This window comes from Paenibacillus sp. BK720 (genome assembly GCF_011761545.1).
GTDB lineage: Bacteria > Bacillota > Bacilli > Paenibacillales > Paenibacillaceae > Pristimantibacillus.
In genome coordinates, this window is record NZ_JAASRQ010000005.1 from 403,873 (window position 1) to 421,882 (window position 18,010).

23 protein-coding genes are annotated in these 18,010 nt (G+C 45.5%); 21 read left to right on the top strand and 2 right to left on the bottom strand.

Going from position 1 to position 18,010, the window contains the following annotated elements:
• Positions 1-6 precede the first annotated feature (6 nt).
• Positions 7-756, bottom strand: coding sequence for a hypothetical protein (locus FHT67_RS20815; protein ID WP_132310756.1), 750 nt, complete (start codon positions 754-756; stop codon positions 7-9).
• A 371-nt stretch (positions 757-1,127) separates the two neighbouring features.
• Between FHT67_RS20815 and coxB the strand changes: the two genes are divergently transcribed.
• The 12 genes from coxB to FHT67_RS20875 all read left to right on the top strand — a co-directional run bounded on the left by coxB (position 1,128) and on the right by FHT67_RS20875 (position 11,670).
• On the top strand, positions 1,128-2,174 hold the full coding sequence (gene coxB / locus FHT67_RS20820) for a cytochrome c oxidase subunit II (protein WP_015846853.1): 1,047 nt from the start codon (positions 1,128-1,130) through the stop codon (positions 2,172-2,174).
• A 67-nt stretch (positions 2,175-2,241) separates the two neighbouring features.
• A complete protein-coding gene (gene ctaD, locus FHT67_RS20825; protein ID WP_132310957.1) occupies positions 2,242-4,086 on the top strand; it encodes a cytochrome c oxidase subunit I in 1,845 nt (614 codons plus the stop codon).
• Complete coding sequence (locus tag FHT67_RS20830) at positions 4,083-4,700, top strand: cytochrome c oxidase subunit 3 (RefSeq protein ID WP_132310754.1); 618 nt, start codon at positions 4,083-4,085, stop codon at positions 4,698-4,700. The genes ctaD and FHT67_RS20830 overlap by 4 nt, the downstream gene beginning before the upstream one ends.
• A gap of 3 nt (positions 4,701-4,703) precedes the next feature.
• The gene (locus FHT67_RS20835; RefSeq protein WP_015846850.1) at positions 4,704-5,021 is read left to right on the top strand and encodes a cytochrome C oxidase subunit IV family protein; all 318 of its coding nucleotides are present in this window, start codon (positions 4,704-4,706) and stop codon (positions 5,019-5,021) included.
• A gap of 86 nt (positions 5,022-5,107) precedes the next feature.
• Positions 5,108-6,037, top strand: a complete 930-nt coding sequence (gene ctaG, locus FHT67_RS20840) for a cytochrome c oxidase assembly factor CtaG (protein WP_132310752.1) — start codon at positions 5,108-5,110, stop codon at positions 6,035-6,037.
• A 70-nt stretch (positions 6,038-6,107) separates the two neighbouring features.
• Positions 6,108-6,572 carry a DUF420 domain-containing protein gene (locus FHT67_RS20845; protein WP_132310750.1) on the top strand — a complete coding sequence of 155 codons (465 nt, stop codon included), beginning with the start codon at positions 6,108-6,110 and terminating at the stop codon, positions 6,570-6,572.
• Between the two features lie 152 nt (positions 6,573-6,724).
• Positions 6,725-7,450: a hypothetical protein gene (locus FHT67_RS20850; protein WP_167201160.1), complete on the top strand. Its 726-nt coding sequence runs from the start codon at positions 6,725-6,727 to the stop codon at positions 7,448-7,450.
• 19 nt (positions 7,451-7,469) lie between these two features.
• Positions 7,470-7,865 carry a GntR family transcriptional regulator gene (locus FHT67_RS20855; RefSeq protein ID WP_132310746.1) on the top strand — a complete coding sequence of 132 codons (396 nt, stop codon included), beginning with the start codon at positions 7,470-7,472 and terminating at the stop codon, positions 7,863-7,865.
• On the top strand, positions 7,862-8,770 hold the full coding sequence (locus FHT67_RS20860) for an ABC transporter ATP-binding protein (RefSeq protein WP_167201162.1): 909 nt from the start codon (positions 7,862-7,864) through the stop codon (positions 8,768-8,770). The genes FHT67_RS20855 and FHT67_RS20860 overlap by 4 nt, the downstream gene beginning before the upstream one ends.
• A 116-nt stretch (positions 8,771-8,886) precedes the next feature.
• Positions 8,887-9,792, top strand: a complete 906-nt coding sequence (locus FHT67_RS20865; protein WP_167201165.1) for an ABC transporter ATP-binding protein — start codon at positions 8,887-8,889, stop codon at positions 9,790-9,792.
• Entirely contained in the window at positions 9,785-11,098 is a 1,314-nt protein-coding gene (locus tag FHT67_RS20870) for an ABC transporter permease (RefSeq protein WP_167201166.1), read from the top strand. Before FHT67_RS20865 ends, FHT67_RS20870 begins: the two co-directional genes overlap by 8 nt.
• Before the next feature lie 131 nt (positions 11,099-11,229).
• Positions 11,230-11,670 (top strand): cell wall hydrolase, encoded by a 441-nt coding sequence (locus FHT67_RS20875; protein ID WP_132310738.1) that lies wholly within the window; start codon positions 11,230-11,232, stop codon positions 11,668-11,670.
• A 104-nt stretch (positions 11,671-11,774) separates the two neighbouring features.
• On the opposite strand, the gene FHT67_RS20880 is transcribed toward FHT67_RS20875, so the two are convergent.
• Positions 11,775-12,035 carry a hypothetical protein gene (locus FHT67_RS20880; protein WP_167201167.1) on the bottom strand — a complete coding sequence of 87 codons (261 nt, stop codon included), beginning with the start codon at positions 12,033-12,035 and terminating at the stop codon, positions 11,775-11,777.
• Between the two features lie 205 nt (positions 12,036-12,240).
• Between FHT67_RS20880 and FHT67_RS20885 the strand changes: the two genes are divergently transcribed.
• The 9 genes from FHT67_RS20885 to FHT67_RS20925 all read left to right on the top strand — a co-directional run bounded on the left by FHT67_RS20885 (position 12,241) and on the right by FHT67_RS20925 (position 17,992).
• The gene (locus FHT67_RS20885; protein WP_167201168.1) at positions 12,241-12,864 is read left to right on the top strand and encodes a hypothetical protein; all 624 of its coding nucleotides are present in this window, start codon (positions 12,241-12,243) and stop codon (positions 12,862-12,864) included.
• A 31-nt stretch (positions 12,865-12,895) separates the two neighbouring features.
• Positions 12,896-13,399: a hypothetical protein gene (locus FHT67_RS20890; RefSeq protein ID WP_167201169.1), complete on the top strand. Its 504-nt coding sequence runs from the start codon at positions 12,896-12,898 to the stop codon at positions 13,397-13,399.
• A gap of 64 nt (positions 13,400-13,463) precedes the next feature.
• Complete coding sequence (locus FHT67_RS20895; protein WP_132310730.1) at positions 13,464-13,805, top strand: hypothetical protein; 342 nt, start codon at positions 13,464-13,466, stop codon at positions 13,803-13,805.
• Positions 13,806-14,026: 221 nt separating this feature from the next.
• Positions 14,027-14,503, top strand: a complete 477-nt coding sequence (locus FHT67_RS20900; RefSeq protein ID WP_167201324.1) for an RNA polymerase sigma factor — start codon at positions 14,027-14,029, stop codon at positions 14,501-14,503.
• On the top strand, positions 14,500-15,312 hold the full coding sequence (locus tag FHT67_RS20905; RefSeq protein ID WP_167201171.1) for a hypothetical protein: 813 nt from the start codon (positions 14,500-14,502) through the stop codon (positions 15,310-15,312). Before FHT67_RS20900 ends, FHT67_RS20905 begins: the two co-directional genes overlap by 4 nt.
• A gap of 46 nt (positions 15,313-15,358) precedes the next feature.
• Positions 15,359-15,754 carry a hypothetical protein gene (locus FHT67_RS20910; RefSeq protein WP_167201173.1) on the top strand — a complete coding sequence of 132 codons (396 nt, stop codon included), beginning with the start codon at positions 15,359-15,361 and terminating at the stop codon, positions 15,752-15,754.
• 43 nt (positions 15,755-15,797) lie between these two features.
• Complete coding sequence (locus FHT67_RS30145; protein WP_279591580.1) at positions 15,798-16,199, top strand: ribosomal maturation YjgA family protein; 402 nt, start codon at positions 15,798-15,800, stop codon at positions 16,197-16,199.
• Between the two features lie 111 nt (positions 16,200-16,310).
• Entirely contained in the window at positions 16,311-16,688 is a 378-nt protein-coding gene (locus FHT67_RS20920) for a hypothetical protein (RefSeq protein ID WP_167201177.1), read from the top strand.
• Positions 16,689-17,302: 614 nt separating this feature from the next.
• A complete protein-coding gene (locus tag FHT67_RS20925; RefSeq protein ID WP_132310722.1) occupies positions 17,303-17,992 on the top strand; it encodes a response regulator transcription factor in 690 nt (229 codons plus the stop codon).
• The last annotated feature ends 18 nt before the right edge of the window (positions 17,993-18,010 follow it).

The following is an 18,010-nucleotide window of genomic DNA, read 5'->3' on the forward strand; positions in this document are numbered from 1 at the left end:
AATTCATTAATGGGTCGGAATGATGGATTCTCCGTTTTTTTGTTTGGCGCGCATATTATCGTAATCCTTAATCTTCTGCGGCATAATCTCACCGCCCGCAAACTGGTATTTCACCAGGGTGTTGAAGTCCTGCAGCCATGGAGTAAGGGAATGATTCATCCATGCTTCTTTCGCGTATTCATTAAGCTCATTCACAAAATCCATGTTGGCCGAGATGTGCACCTCCTGGACAGCCGGAGCAAGCTCCCTGATCTTTACGGCTACGGTCTGCTTCAGCTCCTCGGACAGCATGCTGTGATCATTAACCGTGAAAAGGGAATTATACGGCGTTACCAGATGACGGTTATCCCAGCGTTGACTGCCAGTGTCGTGATTGTACACGCCTTCGCTGGAACCGCTGCGGTCCTGCTCGTCGGTATGCCCGGCACTCTTGGTGCCAACTGCCGACCAATCGAGAGCAAGGCCTACATAAGCATTTTTGTCGGTGAGCATAACGATGGCCGAGCCAACTCCGCCAAGCTTGGATACTTCATTAGAGAGCTTGTTGCTGTATTCGAAAAAGGCATTGTCATGCTGGCGGGGATTGTTGGCGGAAGAAGTGCCGTACATTTTGCCCCCAAGCATTTTGGCGTCACCGGTTTTCCGGCTTCCGTAATCGTGATCGCTGCTTTGGATGTTCTTTTCGTAACCGCAGGCTGCAGTCATGCTTATCAATAAACAAGAAATCATCAATAATCCGGATACTCGTCTGTTCAAGGAAATCAGCCTCCATTCGGGCAGTTATAGGATTAGGGTTTGTAGGGAACGATGAAATATACACTTTGGCCGCCATACATAATTGACCATGGGTTTGGTGCACAATGTAGGGTAGGGAAACCGTGTGTGCAAAGCATGTTTACATTCACTTTGTCAAAGCCGCGAAACCGTGAAAAACCTGAGTTTTTGACAGCTTTGAGAACAATTTGTGAACTCTCTGTGGAACATTGACAAATAAGTACAGCAACTTTATATTTAATTAAGTGATTTAGTTCCAGTAGTTGTCATAACATCTGTGAAACACGCAGTTTGCCGCATTATTACTGAGATGTTAGCATCTGCGAAAACGTCAAAAGTGGGGTTGATTATTGATGAATCGGTGGCAGTTTTTTAGAAAGCTTGCACCGCTTCTGGCCTTGATGGTGCTCGTGCTGTCGGCATGCGGACGAAGTGACTTGTCCACGCTGAGGCCCCAAGGTCCTGTAGCGGAAGAGCAGTTCGGACTGATGAAGCTGGCGATTTCAATCATGCTCATCGTGATTGTGGTCGTGTTTGCGATTTCTTTCTATGTAATTATTCGTTTCCGCAGACGTCCCGGTGACAACACCATTCCGAAACAAGTGGAAGGTAACCATAAGCTGGAGATTATCTGGACGGTCATTCCGATCATCCTGCTGATCATCCTGGGCGTACCAACTATCCAATCGGTATTTAACCTCTCAAAGGATCACACAAAAGATCCGGAGGCGGTTAAGGTTGTTGTAACCGCTCACCAATATTGGTGGGAATTCGAGTATCCCGAACTCGGAATCAAGACTGCACAGGAATTAGTCATTCCTAAAGGCAAGACGATCTCTATCGAAGCGAAATCAGCAGACGTTCTTCACTCGTTCTGGATTCCGTCTCTTGCCGGTAAAATCGATGCTAACCCTGGAGCTAACGTTAATATTATGTACTTCTCAGCTCCGAAAGAAGGCGTTTACTTAGGTAAATGCGCCGAGCTTTGTGGACCTTCGCACGGCTTGATGGACTTTAAAGTAAAATCGGTGGACGAGGCTTCGTTTGACCGTTGGACTGCTGCATTGCAAGCTCCGGTTGCGCTTCCAAGCGACCCGGCTATTAAAGAAGCATTTGTCAGCAAATGTCTGACTTGCCACGCTGTAGGCGATCAAGGCGGTCCGGCATTCCCTAACCTGACTGGTATCGGCAGCCGTGAAACTGTCGGTGGTATTCTCGTTAACACTGATGATCCGAAATATTCCAACGAAGGTTCGACTTACGACAACCTGCATCGCTGGATTGAAGATCCGTCGGCTGTAAAACCTGGCACGCTGATGCCTAAGGTTGACCTTACTCAACAAGAGCTTGACGGAATTTCTAAATATTTATCGGAATTGACTCTCGACTATCAACAATAATCATCGGTGATTAAAGGAGGTACCTACCTTGGCTCATGGACATGCGGTTAAACGTTATTCCGGCCTGATGGACTGGCTGACAACGGTTGACCACAAAAAAATCGGTATTTTGTATTTAATCGCCGGCGGTTTTTTCTTCCTGGTCGGCGGGTTGGAAGCACTTCTCATTCGGGTTCAGCTGTGGAAACCGCTTAACGATTTCGTTAGTGCGGATACATATAACGAGCTGCTTACGATGCACGGTACTACAATGATCTTCCTTGCAGCGATGCCCGTCATCTTCGCATTGATGAACGCGATTGTGCCGCTGCAGATTGGCGCACGCGACGTTGCGTACCCGTTCGTAAACGCAATTGGTTTCTGGACGTTCTTCTTTGGCGCAGTCCTGCTGAATGTCAGCTGGTTTACCGGCGCAGCTCCGGACGGCGGCTGGACAGCTTATGCACCGCTTTCGGGCAGTACCTTTAACGGCGACCATGGTTTTGACTACTACGTACTCGGCTTGCAGATTGCGGGTATTGGTACACTGGTCGGCGGTATCAACTTCTTGGTAACGATTATTAATATGCGCGCTCCGGGAATGACGTTCATGCGCATGCCGATGTTTACATGGTCTGTATTCATTACTTCGGCACTGATCCTGTTCGCTTTCCCTGCACTGACAGTTGGCCTTGCGGCCCTCATGTTCGACCGCGTATTTGACGCTAACTTCTTTGATCCTTCCGGCGGCGGCAATGCCGTTCTCTGGGAGCATATTTTCTGGATCTTCGGGCATCCTGAGGTTTATATCCTGATCCTGCCGGCATTCGGCGTTATATCCGAGGTTGTCAGCACGTTCTCGCGTAAACGGTTGTTTGGCTACAGCTCGATGGTCTTCGCTACGATTCTGATTGGTTTCTTGGGCTTCATGGTATGGGCGCATCATATGTTCACGACAGGTCTTGGACCGGTTGCGAACGGCTTGTTCTCCATCGCAACGATGCTGATCGCGGTACCGACAGGTATCAAAATCTTTAACTGGCTGTTCACGCTGTGGGGCGGTTCCATTAAATTCACGGCAGCAAACCTGTTTGCCGTAGGATTTATCCCAACGTTCGTAATGGGCGGTGTGACCGGTGTCATGCTGGCAGCGGCTCCTGCCGACTTCCAGTACCACGACTCCTACTTCGTCGTAGCGCATTTCCACTACGTTATCGTTGGCGGTCTAGTATTGGGCCTCTTTGCGGGTCTTCATTACTGGTGGCCTAAGATGTTCGGCCGCATGCTGAATGAAGGTTTGGCTAAGCTGACGTTCTGGACCTTCTTTATCGGCTTCCATCTGACGTTCTTCGTGCAGCATTTCCTTGGTCTGATGGGTATGCCGCGCCGGATCTGGACTTACCTGGACGGCCTTGGCTTTAACGAATTGAACTTGATCAGTACGATCGGCGCCATGCTGATGGGTCTGGGTACGATTTTCTTCCTTCTGAATGTTGTCATTACGGCGTTCAAGCCTAAAAATGCAGCAAACGATCCTTGGGAAGACGGCCGTACGCTGGAGTGGACGATTCCTTCGCCGGCTCCGGAATACAACTTCAAGCAAACGCCGCTTGTTCGCGGTTACGATGCATACTGGAAAGAAAAAATGGATGGTCATAAAGAAATGACGCCGGCTGAACCAATCGGCTCGATCCATATGCCATCCCCGTCCATTCTGCCATTGTTTATGGCGATCGGCTTGTTTATTACGGGTCTCGGTCTCATGTACTCGCATGGCGAATGGGGTAAAATCGCAGGTATTGAAGCAGGATTTGTGGTAGGCGGTATCGGTCTAATCATTACATTTACTTGTATGATTATCCGTTCCCTGATCGATGATCACGGCTTCCATATCGAACCAGAAGAATTGCAAGATAAGGGGGTTAAAGCATGAGTGCACATTCCCATACTGAAGGCCAATTGCCTCATGAGCCTGAAAAAGCAACCCTCGAGGGTCGCAATAAGATTCTTGGTTTCTGGTTATTCCTTGGCGCGGAAACGGTATTGTTCGGAACGCTCTTCTCGGCGTTCCTTGCTCTCCGCGACCAGGTGCTCGACGGTCCGAAATCGCAAGAGCTGTTCGAGCTTCCGCTCGTTGCGCTTGCAACGGCTTTGCTCCTGACTTCCTCGCTGACGAGCGTATTCGCAACGCAAGCTCTTCACCTGCATAAGGTAAAGGCAATGGTCTGGTGGCTGGTCATTACGGTAATTCTCGGTCTTGGCTTCCTTGGCCTGGAGATTTACGAGTTTACGAATTACGTTCATGAAGGACATGGATTTACAACGAGCGCATTCAGCTCCTCCTTCTATACATTGGTTGGCTTCCACGGCGCTCACGTAGCGTTTGGTATCGTGTGGATCTCGCTTCTGATCGGACAATTGCTGAAGAAAGGCCTGACGGTTACAACTGCTCCAAAAGCATACGTGGCTGGAATCTATTGGCACTTTATCGACGTTGTCTGGGTATTTATCTTCACCGTCGTTTACCTGATGGGAAAGGTGGGCTAATCCATGGCAAGCAATCATACCACGGAGGAACAACGTCCGGTTCGTCATAAGGTTGAAGGACCTAAGAAACACATCGTTGCCTTTATTTTCTCGATCTTGTTGACACTGATCGCTTTTGCGGCAGTCGCCGGCGGTGAGATTAACACCGACTTCATCTACATCATTCTTATCGGCTGCGCAATCTTGCAAGTATTTGTACAGATGGCGTTCTGGATGCATATGAAGGATCGCGGCCATACGTTCGCGATAATCGGTATCCTGTTTGGCGTATTCGTTGTATTCACATGTGTCATCATGGCAGAATATTGGGCTTGGTGGTAACATTATTGCATAATTGAAAAGAGGAGGGTCCCCAACACAGTTACGGGCCCTCCTTTTTTGCAGATATTTGAAAGGAGCTGCCATCGATGCTTGGCTTACAATATTTCAGCTTTGAAGAGTTGTGGACCCCATGGTTTCTGTTCTTCATGATCGCCGTTGTGATACTCTACTTCTATTTGATTGGACCATGGCGGGAGAAGCATGCACCGCACGCGGATAAGGCAACAGTCTGGCAGAAAATCATGTTCGTGAGCGCAGCGGTCATGTTCTACCTTGTGCAGGGAGGCCCATTCAGCTTGCTGGGCCACATGATGTTTACGTTCCATATGATAGACATGTCCGTCTCTTATTTGATTGTGCCGCCTATGCTGCTGCTCTCGGTACCCGCTTTTATCTGGCAGAGAATGCTCGCTGCCCAAGGCTGGAAGAAGCTGCGCTTTATGACGCATCCGATTGCAGCAATTCTAACGTTTAATATGCTGTTCTCACTGTATCATGTACCGCTTCTAAACGATTATGTCATGACGCATTTCTGGCTGCACCGCCTTGTTTATTTCATCCTGCTTGTTGCTGCCATGTTGATGTGGGCACAGATCGCGAATCCGGTTCCGGAATGGAATCGATTGACCGATCTGAAAAAGATGGCTTATGTATTTGCAAACGGCGTGTTGTTGACGCCGGCTTGTGCTTTTATTATTTTCGCTAAGGATCCGATGTATGCCGTTTATAGCGATCCCACTGTCTGGGTAAAAGCAATGGGGTATTGCGTCAATAATCCATCTCAATTGCTTGTCTTGTTCGATGGCCCGCAGTTCTTTAATATTTTGTCGAGCCCGGAAGAGGATCAGCAGCTTGGCGGCATCGTTATGAAGCTGCTGCAAGAGTTCATGTACGGCGTTATTCTGGCTTATATTTTCTTCCATTGGTTTAAACGCGAGCATAAGGACGATGATGTAACAAATGCGACAAATGAAACGCCGATTGATCTGTCCAACATGAACAAAGGCACGGTATAATAGAGCGGATAGTATGTGGCGTTCTCATTTTAAATGTAAGAAGCAAGAATCTTTTTTAGGTGGGATAGCATTGGACAAGTACACAATTTTTCCTACGATCAGCACGAGCTTTATCGTAATAAGCGCGATTCTGGTCGCGATCGGCTGGAATCTGGCTATTAAGCGGAAGCTCGATCAACATAAGAAAGTCATGATTGCCGCGGCTATTGCGGCGCTTATCTTCTTCATTATCTATTCGTCCCGTACCGTTCTTGTCGGCAATACGGAGTGGGGTGGACCGGATAGCTTGAAGCCTTATTACTTAACCTTCTTGTTGTTCCACATCGTTCTTGCAACGGTTGCAGCCGTATTTGGCATAACAACGCTGGTGCTGGGCTTCAGGGAGAAATACGCAAAGCACAGGAAGTGGGGAAAAGTTACTTCGGTTATTTGGTTCTTTACGGCGATTACAGGCGTTGCCGTGTATATCCTTCTCTATATGATGTATCCGGGCGGTCATACCAAGCCGGTTATTGATGCGATTTTTGGTTGGTAGTAGATGAGTGAGTATGTCTCAGAGAGCATGAGGCATACTCTCTTTTTTTATTTAAAATGGTAAAATCTGTTGACTCTATAGCCTTGCTGTGTATATACTGTGTATATGGATATACACAGTATAATGACTGTGCTTAGGAAGGAGAGGGGCATTTGAATTTACGGCAAGGAGCCTGGCATATTGCCAAGCATGAACTTACGCGGGATTGGATGGGAATTCTGTTTACCTTTTTATTCAGTCTATATCTGGCTTTAATTACGATGGCGGTCTATAACGATACGGAGAGCGTTATGTCCTGGGTGCTGGATATGATCTTTATTGTTACTTTTCCAAGCCTGGCCTTTGTGATGAATAAGACAACCATGCGCTTCTGGCGGGAGGATACCTTCACCGGCAAGCTGGCAGAATGGCGAACGCTGCCGATTCCTCTCTCCCATCTTGTCATCGGAAGAATGCTGCAGCTGGTTATCGTGCTGGCATTGGTGCTGACGTTATTTTTCACTACGCAGTATATACTGGTTGGCCGCCTGCAAGACCAATTATCTGTCGGAGCTTATCTGTTGTTCGCATTGTTCTGGTATTTCTATGCTTTATCGATGGCCGTTTTGTACGTGTACTTTGAAATCGGGCATACGGGAAAAGCTTATGCGATGTTCTGTTATATCAGCGTTGTCGTCTATGTGGCGATTTGCGCGGTGCTTGGTTTTTTCAAAGCAGGTATCGTTCTTGGCCTACTGGACGGACTGGAGAAGGGACATTGGTGGTATACGGCGGCCGCATTCCTCGTGTGTGCAATTACCATGTACTTGGGCTATATGATTATCAAAAAAAGGCTTAAGAATCGTCACTATACGAAAAAGATTTCGGTAAGCTCCTGATTTGGAAGAAGGTGAGACTGTGTGGCTGCCAATTCATATTAACGAACAAAGCGCGGAACCGCTCTATTATCAGATTGAAGTACAGCTAAGAGCGCTAATCGTAAGCGGGCAGCTGGAGGAAGGAGCTTTATTGCCCTCCATCCGGGAGCTGGCGCAGCTGCTCAAATGCAGTGTCATTACGGTGCGCCGGGTCTATCAGGATTTGGAGAATGAAGGGCTTCTCCGGACAAAGCAAGGAACCGGAACCTATGTAGCCCGGATCGAGCAGAATGCGATGGACCGCTTCCGTCTGGACGCGGTTACGGAAGCGCTCGAGGCGGCGGTGGAAGCCGGAAAGCTAGTGCAATGCACCAGGGAAGAACTAACAAAGCTATTCCAGGAAGTGCTGGATCGAAAATTGGAGGGTGAAAGATGACCGACCATGCAGTAAGTTTGACGGAAGTAGAGCTGCGGCGGACGCATTTTCAACTGGGACCTATTCAGCTGGAAGTACCTAAAGGTTATGTGACGGCCATTGTAGGGCCGAACGGCTCCGGAAAAAGCTCGACCTTCAAGCTTATTCTGGATTTGATAAAGCCCGAAAAAGGGGAGATCAAGCTTCTGGGGAAAAACATTGCCGAGGCTGATGACTGGCAGACGAAGGCGAGAGTCGGTTTTTTGCCGGAGTTATTTTCCCCGCATGATGATAGGCTGAAGGCTTCTTCCAAGACGGAATTCGTGAAGAAGTGGTATCCCGAATGGGATGTGAACCGCTATCAGGAGCTGCTTCGGTTATTTGAGGTGGATGACAGCATCAAGCTAGGCAAAATGTCGAAGGGGATGAGGCGCAAGTATGAATTCGCTTTAATCCTTTCCCATCACCCGGAGCTTCTTCTGCTTGATGAGCCTTCGTCGGGACTTGATCCGTTAGCCTGGAGGACCATGATTGAGGTTCTTCACCGTTATATGGAGCCTGGCGACCGAACGATTCTGATGGCTTCCCATATCGTTGAAGAAGTGAAGCGTCTAGCCGATTATATCGTATTTATGATACATGGGCGCGTGCTTGGCGTATACGAGAAGGATGAGCTGTTCGGCAGCTGGCATGCTTTTTACGTGCATGGGGAGCAGGTTAGCCGCAAGCGGGTGCAAGTCATGCCGGGACATTGCGGGATTGAGGAAGCAGGCGGAGGCATGCTCCGCGTTATTACACGCATGGCTCCTGATGCTGAGGACTGGTGCGGACAAGAGGGCATTACGATTACGCACCGTCAGGCGCTGCAGCTGGACGATATTTTGGCTATATTGGTCGAGCAGGAACGGACGCGGCTCCGGTCATAGTTAATTAGAGAATCCGAAGTGTGATCATTCTTTAAGCCTATGCTTTCGAAGTAAGAATCATCACGAACAACTAGACCTGGTTGTTTGTGTGATCATCTTTTTAGGAGGAACAGAAAATGAAGCCATTGATAGTAGATCGGGTGCATAAGCAGTATGGGGAGAAGACAGCGGTTAACGGAATCAGCTTCGAGGTGGAAGAAGGGGAAATTTACGGCTTGCTGGGAGCCAACGGCGCCGGCAAAACAACCACGATGCGGATGGTGCTGGGGCTGATCTACCCGGACGAGGGCAGGATTTTGTATAACGGCCAGCCGTACACGCAGGAACAGCTAAAAATGCTGGGTTACTTGCCGGAAGAACGCGGACTATATCCGCGCGTGAAGGTAAGCGATCAGCTGATCTACTTGGCGCAGCTGCGCGGAATGAACAAGAAGGACGCGGATGCCAACCTTAAGCGTTGGCTGGACCGGTTCGAGGTCCCCGAATACTACGGCAAAAGAGTCGAGGAGCTGTCCAAAGGCAATCAGCAGAAAATCCAATTTATCGCTTCGGTTATACATCGACCGCGTATCGTTATTTTGGACGAAGCATTCAGCGGTCTTGACCCGGTTAACGTGGAATTATTGAAGTCTACGGTTAAGGAATTGAGGGACTCGGGTACCTCCATGCTGTTCTCGACGCACCGGATGGAGCATGTCGAAGAGCTATGCCGCAACATTACGATTCTTCATCGGTCGAATCCGGTGCTGGAAGGCAGCTTAAGAGACATCAAGAAACGTTATCCGCGGGAAAAGGTAGTCCTGCGCACGGAAGGCAATGTTACAGGCCTTGAAGGGCTGAGCGGGATAACCGGTGTACAGAAGCATGAATACGGCTACGTAGTTGGGATTGCGGAGGAAAGCGCGGCGGCAAATATTTTGCGCCATGCTCTTGAGCAGACGACCATTCATAAATTCGAGATTATGGAGCCGACATTAAACGAAATCTTTATTAAAGCGGTAGGCGGTGATCTGCATGAATAGTTTCTGGACGGTAGCAGGCTTTACGATGAAGAACAAGTTTAAGGGCAAATCCTTTCTAATTACTACGCTGATCTTTGTCGTCATTTTATGTGTCGGTTCGAACCTGCCTTATATCATTTCTTTGTTCGATAAAAACAGCGATAAAGCAGCCAACATCGGTTATGCCATCGATGCGCGTGCTGTGGAAGGGACCAAAATCGCGGAGCAGCTGCGCCAAATGTACGCAAGCCAGGAGAAGCCGGCAATCAAGCTGATTGAGTACCCGGATACAGGCTCGACGGAGCAAAACGAAAAGACGTTGAAAGATGCCGTAGCGAACAAGAAAATTAAAGGCTATCTATTATTCGGTCCGGTCAACGAAACGGGCTTGCCGACGGTAACCTATAAATCCGAGAAGCTGATGGACGAGAAAACGTCGCAGGCGCTGGAGCAAGGCATTCAAATCGTAAAAACCGACATTGTCCTCAAGGACAGCGGATTAACGGAACAGCAAAGATCCATGCTGCTAAATCCAGTCGTTATTAATACGATGCAGATTGCGGCAAGCGATGGCGCAGGCGGAGCAGGCAATGGCAAGACCGAATCTCAGCAAGGCGTAGACATGGGCTTTGTTACTTTCCTGCTGCTGCTGCTTTTCTTCGGTATTATGGTCTCCGGCCAGATGATTGCCTCGGAAATTACGGCGGAGAAAAGCTCGCGCGTAATGGAGATCATCGTCACCAGCGTATCGCCTCTAAAACAAATGTTTGGCAAAATCTTCGGGATGTTTGTAGTTGGCCTAACGCAAATTGTAGCTTACTTGGTTGTTGTCATTATCAACATCAACCTGCCGCATAACAACTCGGCGTTTATGCAATACGATATCGACCTGACGAAGGTAGATCCGTTGCTTCTGGTATATGGCTTGCTGTTCTATGTGATGGGCTTCCTGTTGTACGCGACTTTGTTCGCAGCCGTTGGGTCCATTGTCAGCCGTACCGAGGATCTGGGCCAAGCGGTTATGCCCATTACCATGCTGTCGCTTGCTGGCTTCTACATTACCACGTTCAGCATTTCCAGCCCGGATACGATGCTTGTAAAAGTCACTTCGTTTATCCCATTCTTCTCGCCGTTCGTCATGCTGCTTCGCGTTGGTCTCGCCAACCCGCCAATCTGGCAGGTTATTGTCTCCATCGCGATCCTGCTCGTAAGCATTTATGGAGCAGGCTGGCTGTCAGCGAAGATCTACCGTACCGGCGTCTTGCTTTACGGTAAGCGTCCAAGCTGGAAAGAGCTTCGGAAAGCGATGCGAGCTTATAAGGTATAGCATGCTTAAAAATACAAATTTGTCAGACTGTTCATTTATGCAGTCTGATTTTTTTGCGCTATTTTCGGTCCGAGTAACACTTCCGCTTTGCCTATAATATGATGTGTCTAGAAAGCTAAAGAGGTGAGTCAATGGCAGTTGTAAAAGCCAGGAGTCGGGATATCGATATGTTGGCAAGGTTACTCCGTGCTGAAGCTGAGACCGAAGGCGAAATGGGCATGTTGCTTGTTGGAAATGTTGGCATTAACCGAATAAGAGGAAATTGCTCCGATTTTAAGAATATCCGGACAATTCCCCAAATGATTGAGCAGCCTCATGCATTCGAAGCGTTGCAGCATAGTTTGTACTATCAAGGCGCAAGAGACAGGGAACGCCGTCTGGCCCAACGGTCTGTCAATGGGGAGCGGAATTGGCCAGGCGAATTTTCTCTATGGTATTTCCGTCCGGGATCGTTCGAAAATCCAGGCCCATGCCCGCCAACGTGGTATGATCAGCCGCTTGTAGGACGCTGGAAGAAGCACTGCTTCTATCAACCTACCGTGAAGGAATGCGAAAATATATATAATACGTAAGGAGCTTATTAAGAGCTCTTGAATATCTCATTAGCGGCCGCGTAAATCGCGGCCTTTTTTGTTTACGGATGTAAATTGCGCGTCGAGAATGTTCGACAACTCCATTATTCAGTTTTAATAAGTATAATAATGACCGGAAGCGCAAAGAAGCAAGCGGCTATTTTTCTCTCCACGTTCCATTTTTTATTAGTGAAAAGGTAGTAAAAGGATGCCATTAGCGATATCCCCGGAAAAGCAAATGCAAAGAAGAGTAAAGGAGGGAAGACGATAACAGCAAGAGAAACTTGTCCAAGCAAGAACACTAGAAACCATAATCCAGAAAGAATATATAGAGTATTTAGAATGCTTCGGTTGCTGGTCTTCAAATGAATACCTCCTTTTATACTTATTACTCATTTCCCATGTGTCTATGATAAATCGAGTTTAACTGTTTAATAAGTTCTAACTTTTATAGAACCATTTAACTAGAAATTGGTCATTCCTTTTAACTAGCGGTTAGAGGGTAGAGTAGTTACAATATGTGGTAATATTAAGTTGGACTACTTGTTATCGAGAGGGGGAAATATTTTTTTGAAAAAGGAACTAACCAGGAACATACGATACTGGCTAATTCCCCTCCTGATTCTTGCTGTACCCGCCCTGCTGATCGTTCTATTCTCTCGTTTTGTAAATTCAGTTTACCCGGAACCGCCAAAACCGGCTGTAAAGTATGCTGAGTTTCCCCTGCATGCGGTATACATAATGAACGGTCAGCGCCACGAATTGAGGGACACAATAATTGGTGAGTATGACGGGACAGGTTGGAACGAAGGGAACGGAAAATTCCGCAAGTGGAAGCTAACGCTTAAAAGCAGCGGAGCAGATCGATTGACCCTTGTCAAAACGAAAGAAGGAGACGTGGAAATCGAGATCTTTTTTAGCCTAGGCCACGCCGAATATCTGATGGGAGATCCCGACAAGGATCGCAATTACAAACAGAATTATCCAAGCAGTCCCCTAATTTCAAAAAAAGAAGGCCGGATGAACAGCACAAGTTTGTTCACATCTGGTGAATGGTCAGAGAAGCATAATATACGTATCCTTGAGTGGGAAACGGGCCCGCCGATTCAAAATCACTTTGAAGCAGAAAACGGAGACTTATTTGAAATTCTACTTAGCCGAACCATGTTCAATGGAGGATGGTCGAGCTATTGACTACACAAACGGGGATGGGGTGATCGTTTGAATGAAAAAAATCTTATCTGTTCTTATATTGATTTGTATTGTTATCAGCTTAAATGTAATACGCCCTAATAGGGTGTTTGCATGTAGTTGCAGTTCTCCAAGTATTGAACAAAAATACGAAGAAGCTAGCGTCATATTCACAGGTACATTGGTTAGTAAAGATACTGAAGGCGGAAACATTTTTAGTGCGGATAAGGTTTGGAAAGGTACGCTTACAGATGGTTACGTATATAGTGGTTTCAATGGTATGTGTGGAACTGAATTTGAAGTAGGAAACAAGTATTTAATTTACACATTCAATTCTAAAGGAAAAGAAACAACCAGTCTTTGTAGCGGAAATAAATTGATAACCGAGGCAAGCAAAGAGATTCAAACCCTAGACCGATTATCTGAACCTGAATGGAAATATAAGTACTTGCTGATATTCGCTTTTGTTTTCGTAGTAGTGATCTTAATAATGGTTTGGAAAATGAAAGGGAGGTTCAAGAAACATCCATTAAGCTAAAGAGGACAAATTTTTGTCTATATATAGGATATAGTTTCATTAGTTTGGTAAAGGAGTGGAACCGGTGAGGATGATATTCTTAGTTTTGTTGGTGTCTTTTTTGGCGGCAGGCTGTAGTAATAATGGATCGAACTCATCGGATAGTTATCCAAGCGCCGTTGCTTGGAATAATATCCTGTATGGATATTCGATAGAAGAAGTTTCCGTAGAAGAAATCGGCAAGCAGATTGGAGAAATTAAAAGACAAGTAACTCCTATGCCGAAAAAAAATGGGGATTCAAATGACCGACGTCTACCAACGGGAAGTCAGTTGTTTGAAATAAGTGGAAAGGATCACAATCAAGAAATGGCAATAAAAGTAAATGGCAAATATTTTAAAGCTTCAAAACTGGGACCTCTGAATTGAATTCGGACGACTACAGTTTAAAAACTTCATGACAGCAACCGGCATCTAATCGGTTGCTGTTTTTGTTGAAGAGCGGGCAGCTTACTTCACTTTTTTTTTTCGTAAAAAGAAAATCGAACAAATTAAAGATATGGATTGTCTATATATTGAGGTGATGAGAATTGTTGGAAGTGTCCCTAAGGCATTTGGTCAATTTGGATGAAGTATCCTTCGATATACTGATGAGAGATTATGGGCAAGAGGTTTGGAACTTTGCTTATTCAATCGTCAAGAATCAGAGCATGGCCGATGATATTACGCAGGATGTTTTTCTGCAGGTGTTCAGGCATGTCACATCATTCCGCAATGAATCTTCAATCAAGACGTGGCTGCTCAAAATTACACGCAACATCAGCTATAACTATCGAAAGGCAGCCTTCTTTCGTAAGGTGTTTCTAGTTGAGAGAATAGATAGGACCGAATACAGTGTCTCAGCAGAGCAATCTTATTTCGATAAGGAAGCGACAAATGATATTTGGAGGTATGTCTTTAAGCTGCCTGTAAAATCGAGAGAAATACTTATTTTGCACGCTAAATATCAACTATCCATTCTGGAAATTGCTCAAGTATTAGGCATTCCGCAAGGAACGGTAAGATCGCGATTGTTCGAAGCCCGCAAGAAAATGAATGTGCTATTGGGGGGAGGCTTACTCTTATGAAATCAGATCCTGATTGGTATAAGTCTTTACAAGGGGATATTCTCAAGGAACAAAAATTCGATAATGAACTCATTCAAAAAATCAGGCTGCGCACAACTCAATTGGGAGTCGTTCCCGCGAAGAATAGGTTGCGTCAGGCGACTTTCGCAAGTCTGGCATCATTAATCGTAGTTGTGGCGATTTTGTTTACAGTAAGTGAAACGGCAATGCATTCTTCAATTTCTCAGCAGAATACGAATATAACAGAAGGTGAACACTTAGGCGGACAAGCAACTTCTGAGGAAATAGAAAAACTGTCAGAACTAACGGATACGGATGGCGAACAATTGCCTGGTGCAGTTGATCTATCGGAAGTTTCAACTACTCCTGGTCGAATAGACCTAACCATGGTAAATGATTCGATTCATCTCCCTTTGAATTTAGCAGATCCATCTCTGCACCATACCCATACTTCTTCGTCTGCCCTCCAAATTACTAAATTGGTGGATGCGCATGGGCAAATTTCTCTTAATGGGGAAACCATATTGGTTATCTATCAGCTTAACGATGATAAGCATGAAGTTATATTTACACAATCTCGTAACAAGTTTGAGGATGTACAAGCGGCAGTTGAGGATACAAAATCTTGGTATAAATCGGAGGATGTCAAAGTCATGGAGATCAACGGATGCACGGCCGTAATCGAAGATTCGCCTAGCCGAAAACAAGTGCATTTAATTACAGCTGCTCATTTCTACACTATTGGCTCTCCAGGTACACTGGATCTAGAATATTTAATAACATTGGCTGGGAAAATACAGTCGCCTTAGGTAAGAGTTTCTGCGGGTAATTTATCAGCGTAGGATGGTGTATTAAATGGCAGACAGATTAGAAGGTCAAAAGAAACCCTATCGTACTTTGATTATTGTTCTTTGTATTTTAACCATATTGATTGCTATTTTGTGCTATGGATATTATCAAGTTTTTTATGCGGAAAAAATAATACTAACTCAAAACTCCCCTAACAAAATAAATCAAATTGAAATTAGAGTTCGAGGTCAGAACGCGTTTTTTTCGAATGCTCCGATACGAATTCACTATGGAAAAGTTGGACATATTCGCCCTTATATCGAGGAGAGGATTATCAACGACGGAAAGAATCTTCATGCAGAAAATTTTGATTTTAATTGGGTAACAGAAGATAAAGTTTCAATTACTCTAAAAGGAGAAGAGCAAGAAGATAAAACATTAGAAATTACGTTTCCTGACTGATACAATGAAGTCATTTAATTGGTGCATGAGAGAAGGGGATTTAATGAGATCTAGAGGGTTATACGTCCTGGCGGTTTTGGTCGCCATCTTGCTAGGGATCGGGTCGAGAGAATATGCCTCTGTACTTCCCCATTTTATAGCGAAGCATTTCGGCGATGCCTTATGGGCGGCCATGATCTATTTCGGCTTGCGTGTTCTGCTAGTTCGGATGTCTTCTCTGCAAACCATCCTAATTAGCCTTGGAATCTGTGTTGTGATCGAGTGCAGTCAGTTGTATCAGGCAACCTGGATAAACGGTATCCGGAACACGCTGCTTGGCGGGCTAATTCTGGGGAGAGGATTCCTCTACGCGGATTTGGTCCGGTATAGCGTGGGAGCCCTAAGCGCTTATGGGTTGGATCGTCTTATCTTAATCCCGGTTCCAGTTAGTGCCAAAAGATTTTGAGTTTATAACAATAAACTTTCTACCGCTCAATCGATTCCTTCAATATTGCATTGTAACTTTTCTGCGGCTATTGCGTCAAAAATTAAAATAGAAATTGACGGGAGGGATAGATTGAGAAATATTACATTACTACTTCTCTTAATATTAACAATGGCGATGGCAGGCTGTGGCTCATATGAATCTCAACGCGAAACTCCTATTGAGATGGTAGCATTCGCTGCCCTCTCTGACGAAGAGTCGAAATTAATACCAGTAAGCCCTAAAGATTCTATTGTAAAGAAAGTATCCGTGGATGACGAAATAAAATCTGTAATTGCTACTAACTATAATAAAAAAGAAGTTTACTCCGTTACATTTAATCACACTGAGACTAATTCTTCGGGAAACCTTATAGTCTTTATTGCTTTAGACCAAAAAACGGTTGTTGGTAAAAGTAAAATAATGAATGGTTTTGGTAAAATGGAAAAAAGAGGTGATTCCATTGAGTAGAAATATTACGTATGTAATCTTTCTACTGATTGGAGCACTAGTACTATATATTGCTTCTATTCCGCTTTTCTATGCTTATCCATATAGTAGAGGACCGAACTCCGGCCCTTCGAACAGTTGGGAACTTATTCGAATGATGGCTTACGAATCATGGGGATTGTTTTTATTTATAGGATTGGTATTTATTGTAATTTCAGTTTTAGGGCTATCGCGAAAGAACGATAGTTGAATATAAAGCGTGACAAAGCTGCCGGCCAATGATCGGCAGCTTTGTTATGTTAATGGACAATTTACTGGAACAAATTATTGTATTGGGGTGGTACTACATTCATGGTAAATTTGTAGAAAAGCATTATCATGATGTGGGGTACGAATTGTGAACAAAATAAAGCTTGCAGGGTTTTTAATTATTGGATTCTTTTTTGGAGCTACTGCTGTACTAATGATTTTGATATTGAAAACCCTACTCTTGCAAGCCCTTCAGAATATAATATGATAACGAGGAAACGATAGTTTCATGAATAAAGCGTCAGCAAGGCAGCTTCTCATTTCATACTAATTTCATAGTTTATTGATATATTTAAGATCTATGAAGTTGCAGGAGGTAAGATAAAATGCGCGTCTTGCTTGCGGAGGACGATGAAACGCTTGGTGAGTTAACTGAGCATCAATTGAAGCGAAGATACCATGTTGTAGATTGGGTAAAGGATGGCTCTCAAGCTAAAGAAGTTATTACAAAAGGTCATTATGATGTCTATGTGCTGGATTGGATGCTTCCCGAGATGACTGGATTAGAACTGGTCAGGGAGATTCGAAGTAAGGATGATCACACTCCAATTCTGCTTTTGACAGCAAGAGATGCTGTACAAGACAGGGTGGAAGGACTGCATGCCGGTGCAGATGACTACATGATAAAGCCTTTTGCATTTGAAGAACTGGAGGCACGGCTTATCGCTTTATTCCGTCGTCAGGAACGTGGTTATCAATCGGATATAATATCCCTTGGGGACATAACGGCACATTTGAACAGATTGGAAGTAAACCGTGGAGGTATGGCAATTTCACTTACGAGGCGCGAGTTTCAATTGCTTGTCTGTTTGATGCGTCATGCCGGACAAGTCTTGTCACGCGAGCAACTGCTTGATCATGTATGGGGGATCGGCTCGGATGTTACCCTAAACGTCGTTGATGCCACCATCAAACTGCTTCGGAAGAAATTGGATGGGCCCTTTGAGTCGAAAAGCATTCAAAGTGTATATGGTGCTGGCTATCGGCTGACAGTGGACGGGGGCGCACATGTTTAAACAAACAAGAACACGTCT

Coding starts and splice junctions, on each gene's coding strand:
- coxB (WP_015846853.1), top strand. CDS start 1,128: ATGAATCGGTGGCAGTTTTTTAGAAAGCTTGCACCGCTTCTGGCCTTG.
- ctaD (WP_132310957.1), top strand. CDS start 2,242: ATGGACTGGCTGACAACGGTTGACCACAAAAAAATCGGTATTTTGTAT.
- FHT67_RS20830 (WP_132310754.1), top strand. CDS start 4,083: ATGAGTGCACATTCCCATACTGAAGGCCAATTGCCTCATGAGCCTGAA.
- FHT67_RS20835 (WP_015846850.1), top strand. CDS start 4,704: ATGGCAAGCAATCATACCACGGAGGAACAACGTCCGGTTCGTCATAAG.
- ctaG (WP_132310752.1), top strand. CDS start 5,108: ATGCTTGGCTTACAATATTTCAGCTTTGAAGAGTTGTGGACCCCATGG.
- FHT67_RS20860 (WP_167201162.1), top strand. CDS start 7,862: ATGACCGACCATGCAGTAAGTTTGACGGAAGTAGAGCTGCGGCGGACG.
- FHT67_RS20865 (WP_167201165.1), top strand. CDS start 8,887: ATGAAGCCATTGATAGTAGATCGGGTGCATAAGCAGTATGGGGAGAAG.
- FHT67_RS20870 (WP_167201166.1), top strand. CDS start 9,785: ATGAATAGTTTCTGGACGGTAGCAGGCTTTACGATGAAGAACAAGTTT.
- FHT67_RS20875 (WP_132310738.1), top strand. CDS start 11,230: ATGGCAGTTGTAAAAGCCAGGAGTCGGGATATCGATATGTTGGCAAGG.
- FHT67_RS20890 (WP_167201169.1), top strand. CDS start 12,896: ATGAAAAAAATCTTATCTGTTCTTATATTGATTTGTATTGTTATCAGC.
- FHT67_RS20900 (WP_167201324.1), top strand. CDS start 14,027: ATGAGAGATTATGGGCAAGAGGTTTGGAACTTTGCTTATTCAATCGTC.
- FHT67_RS20905 (WP_167201171.1), top strand. CDS start 14,500: ATGAAATCAGATCCTGATTGGTATAAGTCTTTACAAGGGGATATTCTC.
- FHT67_RS20910 (WP_167201173.1), top strand. CDS start 15,359: ATGGCAGACAGATTAGAAGGTCAAAAGAAACCCTATCGTACTTTGATT.
- FHT67_RS30145 (WP_279591580.1), top strand. CDS start 15,798: ATGAGATCTAGAGGGTTATACGTCCTGGCGGTTTTGGTCGCCATCTTG.
- FHT67_RS20925 (WP_132310722.1), top strand. CDS start 17,303: ATGCGCGTCTTGCTTGCGGAGGACGATGAAACGCTTGGTGAGTTAACT.